We start from the raw sequence: 14,443 nt of genomic DNA, 5'->3' as shown, positions 1-14,443 counted from the left end.
TCAATTCTCGAAAGGCGATGGGTGACAGGCGAAAACCTTTCCCATAATGGCTTCTTCCCGGGCGGCCAGCTGTTCAAGCAGCAGCCCCACGCTGGGGACGGGTTTCATCACTCGGAAACTGCGATCCATGAAATCATACAGGTTCGCAAAGCCTGCCGCATGGGCCGGTTTGCGGACCATTCTGAAGGTGGCGTGGAGCATCCGCGAGCGGATATAGCGATCCAGCCGATGACCCAGTTCGGCTACCAGTTGTAGCTGCCGCTGACGGTCGTCATGGTGGGTCGGCTGGCGGAATCCAGCCAAGTAGATGGTTTCATCAATGGGCTGGTCGAGTTGGTCGCCGAGGATGTCGGTGACCGCCTCGTCAAGTTCCTGGGTGAGAATGGCGGCTTCCAATGCCGCGGCGGAGGTGGCCATGACCTTGTCGGGCAGTAGTTTCATCGCCTTGGGCAAGGCCCTGTGGACTTCCCGCGCCACCGGCAGTAGTTCGCGGCCACCGTAGACGTCTTCTAAAAGGAAACGGACTCCCTCGGCGGTTACCGGGTCATCGAGAAGGTGGGCATGGGTGCGCGTGAGGCGCTCTGCCTGCCAATTCTGCAGGCGCCGCAGTCGGGTTAGAAACAGGGCATCGTCGCCATGCTGGCGCAGGGCAAAAAAACGGTCGAGATAGTGTTGTAGTTGTTGGCCGGCGGTCATGGTTTTCCCTCCGGCACGGATAATAGCAAAGTGAGACGCCGGCAGGCACCACGCATCACACTGGCACGCTAAAAAGGGTGCGACATGATTCGTGGTGCCTGCTGCGGTTACAGAATATACCGGCTCAGATCTTCGTCATCGGCCAGCTCTCCCAGGTAACGGTCGACAGCCTCTGCGTCCAGTACCAGCGGCTTGTCGTGATACTGGGTGGCGAGAGAGTCGGCGTCAAAGCTGATTTCTTCCAGCAGCTTTTCCAGCACCGTGTGCAGGCGGCGCGCGCCGATGTTCTCGGTGCGTTCGTTGACCTGCCAAGCCACTTCCGCAATGCGGCGGATGCAATCGTCGGTGATCTCCAGATTCAGCCCCTCGGTTTCCAGTAGCGCCTTGTACTGTTCGGTGAGTGAGCATTTTGGCTCGGTGAGGATGCGCTGGAAATCGTCCGGGCTCAGCGGGCTTAGCTCTACGCGGATGGGCAAGCGGCCTTGCAGCTCGGGGATCAGGTCGCTGGGGCGAGACAGATGGAAGGCGCCGGAGGCGATAAACAGAATGTGATCTGTTTTCACCATGCCGTATTTTGTGGATACAGTGGAGCCTTCGATCAAGGGTAGCAGGTCGCGCTGTACCCCTTCGCGAGAGACGTCGGTACCGCCGCCTTCGCCGCGTTTGGCCACCTTGTCGATTTCATCGATGAAGACGATGCCGCTGTTTTCCACCGCGTCGATGGCCTGCACTTTTAGTTCGTCTTCGTTGACGAAGCGGGCGGCCTCTTCGTCGCGAATCAGGCGATAGGCTTCGCGAACTTTGAGTTTCTGGCTCTTGCGCTGCTGGTTGTTGCCCATTTTGGAAAACATCTGCTGCAGCTGGCTGGTCATTTCTTCCATGCCTGGGGGCGCCATGATATCGATGCCGGCCGGGTTGCTGGCCACGTCCACGTCGATTTCCTTGTCGTCCAGCTCGCCTTCGCGCAGCTTCTTGCGGAAGATCTGGCGTGTGCTGTTGTCGGTGTTGGCGCTGCTGTCATCGGTGCGAGCCGGAGGCAGCAGAGCGTCGAGGATGCGCTCTTCCGCAGCGTCATCGGCCTGGCTGCCGACACGGGCAATTTCCTTGTCGCGCAACAGCTTGATGGCTACTTCCATCAGGTCACGGATAATGGACTCCACATCCCGGCCCACGTAGCCCACCTCAGTAAATTTGGTGGCTTCTACCTTGATGAAGGGGGCATCCGCCAGTTTGGCCAAGCGGCGGGCGATTTCAGTTTTACCTACCCCGGTGGGGCCGATCATTAGAATGTTTTTGGGCGCCACTTCGGCACGCATTTCTTCGGGCAGTTGCATGCGACGCCAACGGGTGCGTAGCGCCAGAGCCACGGCTCTCTTGGCCGCGTCCTGACCGACGATGTGGCGATTGAGTTCGGAAACAATGTCTTTGGGTGTCAGGGAAGCCATGATTAACCGTCCAGCTCTTCGAAGGTGTGGTTGTGATTGGTGTAAATACAGATATCGCCGGCAATAGTGAGCGCCTTGGCGACGATGTCTCGGGCTGGCAGATCGGTATTATCCAGCAGGGCAGTCGCGGCGGACTGGGCGAAGGGGCCACCCGAGCCGATGGCGATCAAGCCATCTTTTTCCGGCTCAATCACGTCGCCGTTGCCGGTAATAATTAGTGAACTTTCCTTGTCGGCGACTGCCAGCAGGGCTTCCAGCCGGCGTAGGGCTCGGTCGGTACGCCAGTCTTTGGCCAGCTCCACGGCGGCGCGGACTAAGTGGCCCTGGTGCTTTTCCAGCTGGGCTTCGAAACGTTCGAACAGGGTAAAGGCGTCGGCGGTGCCACCGGCGAATCCGGCAATGACTTTGCCATGAAAAAGCCGACGAACCTTGCGGGCGTTGCCCTTCATGACAGTGTTGCCCAGGCTAACCTGGCCATCGCCACCGATGACGACGTTGTTGCCTCGACGAACAGAAACAATGGTTGTACCGCGATACTGCTCCACGGGAATTCTCCTTTTTACGCGTAGCAAAGGAAGTATGGGCGCAACAGGGGGATTTCAAGGAGAGAAAGCGAGATGGCAGATGCCCAATGCCGACGCGGGGCGGCATCACGCGTTGGGCATCAAGCACCCGATGCTTTATTTTTTCATTTTGATTGGCAGAGTCTCAATGCCGTTGCTGGCCAGTTGGTCCTGGGCGCGGTGCATGGCGTTAAGGTTGTTGTAGGGGCCAATCATGACCCGGTGCCAGCTGTCGCCGCTGTCCAGATTGACTGACTGAATGTTGGCCTCGAAGCCTTTCAGAATTAGCTCGGCTCGACGGCGATCGGCATCTTCGTTGCGGCGAAAGCTGCCCGCCTGTAGCAAATACTTCTCGTTGCTATTGCGAGTGCCGGCTTCTGGCTTGCGGGTTGTTGTCGGCTTCTTGGTGGCATCCGGTTTGCTGGTGGTATGTGAGCCACTGTCGGTTTCGTTCTGTGGCACGATCACTTCCATCTTGGGTAATACCGCATAGAAGTCGAATTTGGGTGAGTCGTCACCGGATTCATTCTTAGGCCCTGGTTTTGGCTCGGCCTTGGTTTTGGCGGGTTTGTCGTTGTTGGTTACCCCTGTGCTGCTGCCCTGTTCAATCTGGGTTTTTCCCAGGTGAAACAGGAAGGCCACAAACAGCCCGACCATGAGACCTGTAAACAACCACACCCAGCCGGGTACCTGGCGCTGGGGTGTCTTTTTGCGGGCAGGGCCGCGGCTGGCGCCGCGCCGGGTGTTCTTCGCCATTACATGCGCTCCAGTGGGCTCAGGCCCAGCAATTCCATGCCGTGTTTGAGAGTGCGGGCGGTGAGGGCGGCCAACTTAAGGCGGCTTTGCCGAATGCGCTCATCTTCGCTGCTGAGGATGGGGCAATGCTCATAGAAACTGGAAAACAGGCCGGCCACATCGTACAGGTAGGCGCTGAGCAGGTGCGGTTGGCCCTTGTCGGCTACGTTCTGCAGTACTTCACCAAATTGCACTAGGCGCGCGGCGAGAGTGTGTTCTGCGTCTTCGTTTAACAGGAAGTCGCCGCTTACGTTAGCCATGTCCAGCTCGGCCTTGCGGAATACGCTGGCTACACGAGTGTAGGCGTAAAGCAGGTAGGGGGCGGTGTTACCTTCAAAGCTGAGCATTTGTTCGAAGTTGAAGATGTAGTCGCTGCTGCGGTTTTTCGACAAGTCGGCGTATTTTACCGCGCCGATGCCCACAGAGCGGGCAATGTTGCGTAATTCTTCGTCGTCCAGCTGCGGGTTCTTTTCTTGCACTAGGGCAAAGGCCCGTTGCTCTGCTTCGTCGAGTAGGTCTACCAGTTTAACCGTGCCACCGTCGCGGGTCTTGAATGGGCGGCCATCTGGACCGTTCATGGTGCCAAAGCCCATGTGGGCCAGCTCGGTCTGTTCGGGCACAAAGCCGGCCAGTTTTGCCAAGGTGAACATTTGTTGGAAATGAAGTGCCTGGCGCTGATCGACAAAGTACAGCATGCGGTCAGCCCGCAGGGTGCTGGCGCGGTAACGCAGGGCTGCCAAGTCGCTGGTGGCATACAGGTAGCCGCCGTCGGCTTTACGCACAATCACCGGCAGCGGTTCGCCTTCCTTGTTTTTGAAGGCGTCCATAAACACACATTGAGCGCCCTGGCTTTCACTGAGCAGCCCTTTGCTGTCCAGATCTGCCACCACTTGCGCCAGGTCGTCGTTGTAGGCGCTTTCGCCGTGCACGTCTGCCGGTGTCAGGCTGACGCCTAAGCGGTCGTAGATCGCTTGGCAGTGGCTTAGCGATACCTGATTAAACTCTGCCCAAAGGGTCAGGCAGTAGTCGTCGCCGGATTGCAGTTTTACCACCAGGGCGCGGGCCCGGTCGGCGAAGCTGTCGGATTCATCGAAGCGTTGTTTGGCGGCCCGGTAGAACGTTTCCAGGTTGGCCAGTTCACGGCTCAGCTCGCGCTCACCTTCTTCGGTTTTTTGCTCCTCCAGATAAGCGAGAAGCATGCCGAACTGGGTGCCCCAATCGCCCACATGATTCTGGCGAATCACGGTGTGACCGAGAAATTCCAGGGTACGCACCACGGCGTCGCCGATGATGGTGGAGCGCAGGTGGCCCACGTGCATTTCTTTGGCCAGATTGGGTGAGGAGTAGTCCACCACCACGGTTTGGGGCTGCTCTGGCCGGCTAATGCCGAGAAAGTCGTCGGCCAGGGCGGAATCCAATAGGCCGGTGAGCCAGTCATCGGCCTGGAAGAAATTGATAAATCCGGGCCCGGCGATGTCGACTTTGGCCACGGCGCTGTCGTTGGGCAGAGCGGCGATCAGCTTTTCTGCTAGATCACGAGGCTTCATGCCGGCGGGTTTGGCCAGCATCAGCGCGATATTGGTGGCAAAGTCACCGTGGCTCTTGTCCCGGGTGCGGTCAATTTGCACTGGGCGCTTGGCGTCAGCGGGCAGAGTACCGTCGGTGATCAGGGTGTCCAAGGCGCTTTCAATAAGGGATATCAGGCGTTCTTTCATGACATTCTTTTGTGGAGGGCTCTGGGCCGTTTAACTGGCCGGCGATTGTACGGGAAAAGCCATGCTTACGCATGCGCAGGATGTCTGATGGCCGACACTGCTCTGTCTGGCGTCCGTCTCCGGCGTCGCTATAACATATCAATCGGATCCACATCCACGTGCCAGCGGCATTGACGCCCCTCAGGGAGTTTGCGGGCCTGTTCCAATAGCACGTTAAGGGCTTGATGTAACGGCGCCCGTTGGCTGCATTGCAGCAGTAGCTGGGTGCGGAAACGGCCCGCACGTTTTTCCATGGGGGCGGGAATCGGGCCAAGGACGTGAACATCCTGCGGAACCGCAGTAGTGCTTAGCTGTTGCAGAAAGTTCATGGCGGTGCCCATGGTCATGGCTTCGCAGCGGAACAGAGCCAAGTGCCCGTGGGGGGGCAGTCCGGCCATCTGTCGCTCTTCTAGCAGGGTGGTGGCCAGTTGTGGGTAGTCGCCGCTGGCCGCTAGTTGCAGTAAGTGATGATCCGGGTGGCGGCTCTGCAGAATCACCCGGCCTTTGCCTTCGCGGCCGCTGCGGCCGGCCACCTGTAGTAGCAACTGTGCGGCCTGTTCAGGGCCGCGGAAGTCGGCGCTGAGAAAGCCAGAATCCATATCGAGGATCACCACCAAGGTCAGTTTGGGGAAATGGTGGCCCTTGGCCAGCATCTGAGTGCCGACCATGACGGCGGGCTCGCCTTTTTGGATTTGTGCCAGATGCGCATCTAAGGCGCCCTTGCGGCGAGTGGCATCCCGGTCGATGCGAATCACCGGTACCGGTAGGGACTGTTCAAGCAGCTCGGTGAGCTTTTCGGTGCCACTACCGGCTTCCTGAATGGCGCTGGAGCCGCAATCCGGGCAGCGGCTAGGCACCGGCTGTTGATAGCCGCAATGATGGCAGCGCAGGGCCTGGTCATTGCGATGCCAGGTGAGGAAGCTATCGCAACGCTTGCACTCTGCTTGCCAGCCACAGTCGTGGCAGAGAATCATGGGGGCATAGCCGCGGCGGTTGATAAACACCAGCCCCTGATTACCTGCCTCTACGCATTGTTTAAGCGCTTGCAAAGAGAGGGGCAGTAGTGGGTTGCCGGGGGGGGCTAGGCGGGCATCAACAATTTCGATGGGGGGGCGGCTCTGGGCGGTGGCGCGTTGGGACAGTTTCAGCCACTGGAAACGGCCTTGCCTAGTTAGATGCAGGGTTTCCAGTGCCGGTGTGGCGCTGCCCAGAATGACCGGGATTTCCAACTGCTGGGCGCGCCAGGTGGCCAGATCCCGCGCGTGGTAGCGGAAGCCATCTTGCTGTTTGAGGGAGCTGTCGTGGGCTTCGTCCACAATGATCAAAGCGGGGTTCAGCATGGGCGTGAAGATGGCTGAGCGAGTGCCGATGATAATGCGCGCGTGACCCTCACGGGCGGCGAGCCAGTTGTCCAGCCGTTCTCGGTCGCTGAGCCCAGAATGCAGCGTGACAACAGGCACGGCAAAGCGCTGCTTGAAGCGCTGTACCGTTTGTGGGGTCAGGCCGATTTCCGGAACCAGCACCATTACCTGTTTGCCGGCGGCCAGCAGCGGCGCCATGGCTTGCAGGTAGACTTCGGTTTTGCCGCTGCCGGTGATGCCGTCCAGCAGGAAGGGGGCGAACCCCTTGGCTTTCTGGATTGCCTGGATTGCCCCACGCTGCTCGGCGTTGGCGGCCAGCGGGGCCTGGGCCAGGGTTTCTCGTGGGACCTCAGGGCGGGTATCCACGTGAATTTGGTTTGCCCAGCTCTTTTCGCGCAGGCTGTTCAGGGCGGATGCGCTTACGTCCAGTGCCGCTAGCATGGCGCTGCTCAGGCCTTGGGGATGCTCACGCAAAATGCGCAAAGCGTCTCGCTGGCGCGGGGCGCGGCTAACTTGGTCATCGCTAACATGCTGGCCCCGTTCGCTAATCTGCCAGCGTTTCTCCAGGCTGGCTTGGGCGTCGCCGCCTTGGCGTAACAAGGTGGGGAGTGCGTAATTCAGCACCTCCCCAAGAGGGTGGTGGTAGTAGCGGGCCGCCCGCTCACAGAGCTGGTAAAGCTCATCGGGCAGAACGGGCTCTTCGTCGATCACCGCCTCTACAGCTTTCAGCTTTGGATAATCGCTGGGAGCATGGCCGTGGACAAGGCCGATGAGGGTGCGGCGCCCAAAGGGAACTTTGACTCGGCTCCCTCGGGGCGGTATCACTGTGCCGTGCAGCGCATAGTCAAAACACCCGGGTAGGGGAACGGGCAGGGCAATTTGCAGGGTATTCTTGGATGACACGGAATTTCCTGGAGCTCGCGGCGGCTTTGCGCTTGCGCAATGGGGACAAGCTGTTATGATTCGCCTTCTTTTTCCCAGGCGCAAGCCGTGTGGTGCCTGTCGCAGAGGCCGGTAGCGACACAAAATGGAGCTTAGCAATGAAAGCAGAGATTCATCCCGATTACCAGACAGCCACGTATACGTGTAGCTGTGGCAATGTCATTGAAACCCGTTCTACTAAAGGCGGTGATATGGCATTGGACGTTTGTTCTGCCTGCCATCCTTTCTATACTGGCAAGCAGAAGCAGGCTGATAGCGGTGGCCAGATCGACAAGTTCAAGCAACGTTTTGGCATGATGCGCAGCAAGAAGGACTAATAGCGCGTCGTTACAGCGCCTATTGTAAAAAGCACCCAACTGGGTGCTTTTTACGTTAAGTACTTGCGTACACAGTGTATATCCCAAAAAAGGGAAGCGGAGACCAGCATGTCCGAGGATTTAAAAACGGCGGCCCTGGAATACCACGCCAAACCGCGGCCGGGGAAAATTAGCGTCGAGGTAACCAAGCCGGCGGCGACCAGTCGAGATCTGAGCCTGGCCTATAGCCCAGGTGTAGCTGAACCGGTGCGAGAAATCGCGCGGGAGCCGGAGCTGGCCTACCGTTTTACTTCCAAGGGCAACCTGGTAGCCGTAATTAGTGATGGCACGGCGATTCTTGGTCTTGGCAATCTGGGCGCGCTAGCCTCCAAGCCGGTGATGGAAGGTAAGGGCATTCTGTTCAAGTTGTTTGCGGGTATCGATGTGTTCGATATCGAAGTGGACTCTGAGGATTCCCAGGCTTTTATTGATACGGTAATGCGTATTCATCGCACCTTCGGTGGCATCAATCTGGAAGATATCCGTGCGCCGGAGTGTTTCGAGATTGAGCGTATTCTCAAAGAACAGTGCGAAGTTCCCGTATTCCATGATGACCAGCACGGCACCGCTATTGTGGTGGGGGCAGGTTTGATTAATGCGCTGGAAATTCAAAACAAGCGTATCGAAGACATCAAGGTAGTGTGTGTCGGGGCTGGTGCGGCGGGTATCGCATCTGTGCGGTTGTTGATCGAGATGGGCGCGCGCAAGGAAAATATTCTGGTGTTGGATCGTAAGGGGGTGATTCATAGCCGCCGTGATGATCTGAACCAGTACAAGGCTGCGCTGGCCAACGATACGGATAAGCGCACATTGAACGATGCTGTGGAAGACGCGGATGTGTTCATCGGCGTTTCCGGGCCGGATATGTTGACCCCAGAAATGGTCAAGAAGATGGCTCCCAAGCCGATCATCTTCGCGTTGGCTAACCCGGATCCGGAAATTCGTCCGGAAGTGGCCAAGGCGGCACGTCCGGATGCGATTGTGGCGACGGGTCGTTCGGATTTCCCGAACCAAGTAAACAATGTGCTGTGTTTCCCGTACATGTTTCGTGGGGCTTTGGATGTGCGCTCCACGTCCATCACTGAAGAAATGAAGATCGCCGCAGTGCATGCTATTGCCGGGCTGGTGCGAACGGCGCCCCCGCAGGAAGTGCTGGATGCCTACGGTGGTGAGCCGTTGACCTTCGGGCCGGAATATATCATTCCCAAGCCGAATGATCCGCGTTTGTTGGGCAAGGTTTCTGCTGCTGTGGCCCAGGCAGCGGTGGATTGTGGTGTGGCCCGTAAGGGATACCCATCACACTACCCGCTAAACTCGCTGGACGAGATTTTCCCAGAACTTTAAGGGAGCAGTGCCAGCCATAAAAAAACCGCCTTTCGGCGGTTTTTTTATGGCTGCTCATTTCTGTTTCAGCACAGCACAGCACAGCAGAGCAGAGTTGTACGCTGCGTGCATCAAAAGATCTGTTCCGGCGCACTGTGTCCATTCGGGCCGCGAGCGGGTTCCAGTTTGGGAACCTGACTGTCAATGAAGTACTCGCGAATGGAGTCCGGATTCTCCGGCCGAGCTAGCAGGCCACTATCTGGATCGATGCGTACGGTAGCGATGCCGGAGGGTTGTTTCAGTTGGTGCTCGGGCACTCCTTTCAGGGCTGGGCCCATGTAGTCCATCCAGATGGGTAGCGCTGCCTTGCCGCCATATTCGCCCCAGCCTAGTGTGGCAGGGTTATCAAATCCAACCCAGACGGTGGCAACCAGATCCGGCGAGTAGCCGGAAAACCAGGCGTCGAACTGATCATTGGTCGTGCCGGTTTTGCCTGCCAGATCCCGGCGACCCAGACGGTTAGCCTGGTGACCAGTGCCGCGACGCACAACATCTTGGAGTATGGAGTTCATTAGCCAGGCAATACGAGCATCAACAACCCGGGGAGCCATGACCGGGGGGGGTTGCAGTGGCTCTAGAGCGTTTTCAAAGCTGTTGCTGTCATCGGTGTGACGGGTTGAGTTGTTCTCAGCTGGCGGGTTGCCGGTTGTCGGTGCCTGACAGTGGTGCTCGCAGAAGGTGATTTCCGGCGCTTTCCAAAGCACCTCTCCGTTGTCCTTTTCTATTTGCAGGATGCTCCATGGGGTAACGCGGTAGCCGCCATTGGCAAAGATGCTGTAGGCAGCGGCAATATCCATGGGGGTGACGCTGGCGCTGCCCAGTGCCAGCGAAAGATCTCGCTGGAAGGTGTCTGTCGGTAGGCCAAAACGTTTCAGTGTGCCCATGGCCTGGCTAATCCCGATTTGCCGAAGGATGCGGATAGAAACTAGGTTTAGGGAGCGATAAAGGGCTTCGCGCATGCGGATGGGGCCAAAGAATTTACCGCTGGCGCCGGTGGGTCGCCAAGCAGTTTCCAGCTTGTTGTCGTCAAAGACCACGGGGGCGTCGTTGATGATGGTGGCTGGGGTGAAGCCGCTTTCCATGGCTGAGGTATAGATGAAGGGCTTAAATACGGAGCCGGCTTGGCGCTCGCCTTGTACGGCACGGTTGAAATTGGAGGTGGAGAAGCTGTAGCCACCTTGCAGAGCAACAATGGCGCCGCTGGTCGGATCAAGGGAGACCAGTGCGGATTGAGCTCTTGGTAGCTGCGCGAGCCGCCAATGCCGATCCTCGTCATTGCCGGCTGGACGAACGTAGATGACGTCTCCCTTGCTGAGGACGTCGCTGGCCTGGGTTGGCTCCTTGCCTACATATTTATTGTTTAATTGTGGGCGAGCCCAACGGATGTCATCCCAGGCAAGTGGGCTGCGTTTGCCGTCACGGAACAGAATCTCTGCGTCTTTTTTGCCTACGGCGGTAACGATGGCCGGTTGCAGGGGGCCTATGCGTCGTTGGTCCTTGATGCGTTCAGCCCAGTTGGCCACATCAGGATTGAGGCCGGTGATGGTTTTTTCTAGTTCAGCTTCCTCGATCACCTCCGTTGTGTCGGTGCTGTCCTGCGGAGGGGCTTCGTTATCTGCATTGGATGGGGAGGGGAGGGTGGGTGCGTCACTCACATCCAGTTGTGCTAGCGGACCACGGTAGCCATGTCGTTCGTCATAGCTGTGTAAACCTTTGCGCAGGGCGTTAACGGCAGCTTGCTGGCGCTTGCTGTCCACGGTGGTGATGATGCGAATGCCGTCGGTGTAAATGTTGGCATCTACCAGCTTCATGGCCTGCAAGCGAGCCATTTCCCCTAGGTAGCTGGCGTCTACTTCCGGTGACGCTGCGTGGAAGCGGGCGCTGACTGGCGCAGCCTGCGCTTGCTCTTTCTGCTCAGCGGTAATGACGCCGGTTTCCTGCATGCGATGAAGAATCCAGTTGCGTCGTACCCGGGCGCGCTGAGGGTTCGTAATGGGGTTGTAGGCGGAAGGGGCTTTCGGCAAGCCGGCAATCATGGCCCACTGGGGCAGGCTGAGTTCGCCCACGGACTTGCCGTAGTACACCTGTGAGGCCGCTTGGGCACCATAGGCGCGGTGGCCTAGATAGATCTTGTTTAGGTAAAGCTCAAGAATCTCTTCTTTGCTGAGAACCCTTTCGATCTGAATGGCCAGTACGATTTCGTTGAACTTGCGCAAAAAACGCTGTTCACGGTCTAGAAAGAAGTTCCGGGCGACCTGCATGGTGATGGTGGAGCCGCCAGAACGAATCTCTCGGTAACGAGCAAGCTCAACGAAGGCCCGTAACAGACCTTTCAAATCGACCCCATTGTGCTGGAAAAAGCGTTCGTCTTCCGCAGCGAGTACCGCTTGGATTAGTGGTTGCGGCAGTTCGTCGAAAGTCACTGGCTGGCGACGCTTTTCGCCGTATTCTGCAATCAGCTTCATGTCGCGGCTGTAGATGCGCAGAGGGATCTGGTACTCCACCTCGCGAATCTGGTTTGCCGGGGGCAATTGTGGGGCCAAATAAAGGTAGCAGGCGGCAAGTGCCGCGAGGCCGCCACCGGCGCCGGCAATAAGGAGTAACAGCAGGTATCGGATCCAGGAGGGTAAACGCATGTTTTCGGCAACTACTGGCTGGGATCGGTAGAAAGGCCTAGCCGGCCCGTGAAGTGGGTCATTATATGGTGGAATGCTTGTTGTGATCTAATATCTGTTCTGCTATTACTAACTCCTAATGTAGTTCGACATAAAAAACGTGTAAGTATATATCTAGCAAGAAAAAATACTTCAATGATAACCAGACGGGACGACGACAGTGCTGCCTTTCCTCAGAAAAAAGGCCCAGACACTACTGGGGATCGACATCAGCTCCACGGCGGTCAAGCTGTTGGAACTGTCCAAATCAGGGAGTCGCTACAAGGTCGAGAGCTATGGGGTTGAGCCCCTGCCGGCCAATGCGGTTGTCGAGAAAAATATCAGCGACGTGGAAGGAGTGGGTGATGCTATTGCCCGCTTGGTAAGCCGTACGCGTCCCGGGGTAAAAGCGGCGGCGGTGGCAGTGTCCGGTTCCGCTGTGATTACTAAGCTCATCGAAATGGATGCCGAGCTGGACGAGGATGCATTGGAAATGCAGCTCAAGTCTGAGGCAGATCAGTACATCCCGTATCCCATGGATGAGGTCCGTATGGACTTTCAGGTTGTGGGGCCGGTTGAGAATAACGATGAGCGCGTGGAGGTGTTGGTTGCCGCCTCACGCACAGAGAACGTGGAGATGCGCACCGATGCGTTGGAAATCGGTGGCCTACAACCGCGAGCGGTGGATGTGGAAGCGTACGCTATTGAGCGGGCTTTTCAGTTGCTTCTGCCCGGTTTGCCGAATGCGGAGGAGCTAGAAACCGTGGCGGTATTCGATATCGGCGCCACCATGACCACGCTAAACGTATTTCATCAAGGGCGTAGCGTTTATACCCGCGAGCAGCTTTTCGGGGGCAAGCAGCTCACTGAAGAAATTCAGCGTCGTTACGGTATTTCTATGGAAGAGGCGGGGTTGGCCAAGAAAACCGGCGAGCTGCCCGATGATTACGAAGGCGAAGTGCTGCAGCCGTTCAAAGATGCCATTGTCCAGCAGGTGAATAGTTCATTGCAGTTTTTCTATGGCTCCACGCAATTCAATGAAGTGGATTACATCTTGCTGGCAGGGGGCTCTTCCTCTATCGCAGACTTGGGCGATCTGATTCAGGAAAAGGTGGGCGCGGGTTGTTCAGTGGCTAACCCTTTCAGTGACATGGCGCTGGCGAACAAGGTGAATGCCTCTGCCATTGCCAATGATGCCCCGGCATTGATGATTGCCTGTGGCCTGGCATTGAGGAGCTTTGACTAATGACAACAACAATTAACCTGTTGCCATGGCGCGAAGAGCGCCGCAAACAGCGCCAGCAGGAATTCGTCATGATGTTGGTGCTCGCGGCGATTGTGGGAGGGGCTATTTTTTGGGTTTGGCGGGGGTATGTGGATCAGCAGATTGCTGATCAGCGGGCCCGCAATAGTCATATCCAGACGCGTTCAGCAGAGCTAGATGAAAAAATCATAGAGATTAAGGAGCTAAAGTCTCGTCGCGATGAGCTGGTGGCGAGGATGGAGGTTATTCAGAGCCTGCAGGGTAATCGTCCAACTATCGTGTATGTGTTTGATGAGTTGGTGAAGACCCTCCCCGATGGTGTTTTCTATAACGAAATTAAACGGGTGGGCGACTTGTACACCATTAATGGGGTGGCTGAAAGTAATAATCGAATTTCTCGCCTGATGCGTAATCTTGATGAGTCATCCTGGTTCCAGAGTGCCAATTTACAAAATGTGACGGCGCTTGAAGATGGCTCACAGGCCAACAGTTTCTTGTTGACAGTCAAGCAGGCATCTCTGAACAGCGATAAAGAGGGAGAAAAATAATGAAAGCCTCTGAGCTGAAGAATATGGACTTGCGTGAGCTGATGGATGAGCTCAATAGTCTGGATTTCGAGAATGTGGGGGGGTGGCCCACGCCAATTAAGGTTGGCGCTGCGGTTCTGGTGCTGATTCTTGTTGTGGCCCTAGGCTATTTCCTGTCGATTAGTGAGGCCAATCAGGTGCTTGATCAGCAGAAAAAAGAAGAGGCTACGCTTTTACAGGCATATGAGAAGAAAGCGTTTCAAGCCCACAATCTCGATCAGTTTCGTAAGCAGCTGGTAGAAATGGAGCAAACTTTTGGTGCCCTCCTTAAACAATTGCCCAAAGATACGGAGGTTCCTGGTCTGCTTGAGGATATTACGCATACTGGGCTGGGCAGTGGCTTGGAGTTCGAAAATATCGAACTGAGAGATGAAATGGAGAAGGAGTTTTATGCTGAGCTCCCTATCAATATTCAAGTCATTGGTGATTACCATGGTTTTGGTTCTTTTGTTTCCGGGGTGGCGTCATTACCACGTATTGTGACGTTGCATGATTTTACGGTTGCGCGGCCTGCGAAAGGTAATCAAAAACAGGCTCCCCTGGGGCTGTTGAGAATGGACATTACGGCGAAGACCTATCGTTACTCTAGTAAGGATGATGCGACGGGCAACGCTAATTCTTCTAGCAAGAAGAAATAAGGGGG

General features: G+C 56.7%; 12 protein-coding genes. 5 read left to right on the top strand and 7 right to left on the bottom strand.

The window, feature by feature from the left end; all coding sequences use genetic code 11:
- The 6 genes from ABO_RS11530 to ABO_RS11505 form a co-directional block, all read right to left on the bottom strand.
- On the bottom strand, positions 1-696 hold the full coding sequence (locus ABO_RS11530; protein WP_035459486.1) for an FFLEELY motif protein: 696 nt from the start codon (positions 694-696) through the stop codon (positions 1-3).
- Between the two features lie 107 nt (positions 697-803).
- A complete protein-coding gene (gene hslU / locus ABO_RS11525) occupies positions 804-2,141 on the bottom strand; it encodes an ATP-dependent protease ATPase subunit HslU (RefSeq protein ID WP_011589520.1) in 1,338 nt (445 codons plus the stop codon).
- Between the two features lie 2 nt (positions 2,142-2,143).
- Positions 2,144-2,686, bottom strand: coding sequence for an ATP-dependent protease subunit HslV (hslV, locus tag ABO_RS11520; RefSeq protein ID WP_007150844.1), 543 nt, complete (start codon positions 2,684-2,686; stop codon positions 2,144-2,146).
- Positions 2,687-2,821: 135 nt separating this feature from the next.
- On the bottom strand, positions 2,822-3,460 hold the full coding sequence (locus ABO_RS11515) for an SPOR domain-containing protein (RefSeq protein WP_011589519.1): 639 nt from the start codon (positions 3,458-3,460) through the stop codon (positions 2,822-2,824).
- Positions 3,460-5,214, bottom strand: coding sequence for an arginine--tRNA ligase (gene argS, locus ABO_RS11510; RefSeq protein ID WP_011589518.1), 1,755 nt, complete (start codon positions 5,212-5,214; stop codon positions 3,460-3,462). The genes ABO_RS11515 and argS overlap by 1 nt, the downstream gene beginning before the upstream one ends.
- Positions 5,215-5,342: 128 nt before the next feature.
- The gene (locus ABO_RS11505) at positions 5,343-7,517 is read right to left on the bottom strand and encodes a primosomal protein N' (protein WP_011589517.1); all 2,175 of its coding nucleotides are present in this window, start codon (positions 7,515-7,517) and stop codon (positions 5,343-5,345) included.
- A 137-nt stretch (positions 7,518-7,654) separates the two neighbouring features.
- Here ABO_RS11505 and rpmE point away from each other — a divergent pair, with 137 nt between their 5' ends.
- Both rpmE and ABO_RS11495 read left to right on the top strand, forming a co-directional pair.
- On the top strand, positions 7,655-7,873 hold the full coding sequence (gene rpmE / locus ABO_RS11500) for a 50S ribosomal protein L31 (RefSeq protein WP_011589516.1): 219 nt from the start codon (positions 7,655-7,657) through the stop codon (positions 7,871-7,873).
- A gap of 108 nt (positions 7,874-7,981) precedes the next feature.
- Positions 7,982-9,256 carry a malic enzyme-like NAD(P)-binding protein gene (locus ABO_RS11495; protein ID WP_011589515.1) on the top strand — a complete coding sequence of 425 codons (1,275 nt, stop codon included), beginning with the start codon at positions 7,982-7,984 and terminating at the stop codon, positions 9,254-9,256.
- A 110-nt stretch (positions 9,257-9,366) separates the two neighbouring features.
- Here ABO_RS11495 and ABO_RS11490 read toward each other — a convergent pair whose 3' ends face one another.
- Entirely contained in the window at positions 9,367-11,931 is a 2,565-nt protein-coding gene (locus ABO_RS11490) for a penicillin-binding protein 1A (protein WP_011589514.1), read from the bottom strand.
- Between the two features lie 199 nt (positions 11,932-12,130).
- Between ABO_RS11490 and ABO_RS11485 the strand changes: the two genes are divergently transcribed.
- From ABO_RS11485 to ABO_RS11475, 3 genes are read left to right on the top strand one after another with little or no spacing between them, the layout of a single operon-like run.
- Positions 12,131-13,195: a pilus assembly protein PilM gene (locus ABO_RS11485; RefSeq protein WP_011589513.1), complete on the top strand. Its 1,065-nt coding sequence runs from the start codon at positions 12,131-12,133 to the stop codon at positions 13,193-13,195.
- Positions 13,195-13,761 carry a PilN domain-containing protein gene (locus ABO_RS11480; protein ID WP_011589512.1) on the top strand — a complete coding sequence of 189 codons (567 nt, stop codon included), beginning with the start codon at positions 13,195-13,197 and terminating at the stop codon, positions 13,759-13,761. The genes ABO_RS11485 and ABO_RS11480 overlap by 1 nt, the downstream gene beginning before the upstream one ends.
- Positions 13,761-14,438, top strand: a complete 678-nt coding sequence (locus tag ABO_RS11475) for a type 4a pilus biogenesis protein PilO (protein WP_011589511.1) — start codon at positions 13,761-13,763, stop codon at positions 14,436-14,438. Before ABO_RS11480 ends, ABO_RS11475 begins: the two co-directional genes overlap by 1 nt.
- Positions 14,439-14,443 lie beyond the last annotated feature (5 nt).

The sequence above is a fragment of the Alcanivorax borkumensis SK2 genome, assembly GCF_000009365.1.
GTDB classification, from domain to species: domain Bacteria; phylum Pseudomonadota; class Gammaproteobacteria; order Pseudomonadales; family Alcanivoracaceae; genus Alcanivorax; species Alcanivorax borkumensis.
This window is presented reverse-complemented; position numbering and strand designations above follow the sequence as displayed.

Bases quoted from the DNA above. Each gene is read 5' to 3' on its own strand.
- hslU (WP_011589520.1), bottom strand. From the start codon at position 2,141: ATGGCTTCCCTGACACCCAAAGACATTGTTTCCGAACTCAATCGCCAC.
- rpmE (WP_011589516.1), top strand. From the start codon at position 7,655: ATGAAAGCAGAGATTCATCCCGATTACCAGACAGCCACGTATACGTGT.
- ABO_RS11490 (WP_011589514.1), bottom strand. From the start codon at position 11,931: ATGCGTTTACCCTCCTGGATCCGATACCTGCTGTTACTCCTTATTGCC.
- ABO_RS11515 (WP_011589519.1), bottom strand. From the start codon at position 3,460: ATGGCGAAGAACACCCGGCGCGGCGCCAGCCGCGGCCCTGCCCGCAAA.
- ABO_RS11530 (WP_035459486.1), bottom strand. From the start codon at position 696: ATGACCGCCGGCCAACAACTACAACACTATCTCGACCGTTTTTTTGCC.
- ABO_RS11475 (WP_011589511.1), top strand. From the start codon at position 13,761: ATGAAAGCCTCTGAGCTGAAGAATATGGACTTGCGTGAGCTGATGGAT.
- argS (WP_011589518.1), bottom strand. From the start codon at position 5,214: ATGAAAGAACGCCTGATATCCCTTATTGAAAGCGCCTTGGACACCCTG.
- ABO_RS11480 (WP_011589512.1), top strand. From the start codon at position 13,195: ATGACAACAACAATTAACCTGTTGCCATGGCGCGAAGAGCGCCGCAAA.
- ABO_RS11495 (WP_011589515.1), top strand. From the start codon at position 7,982: ATGTCCGAGGATTTAAAAACGGCGGCCCTGGAATACCACGCCAAACCG.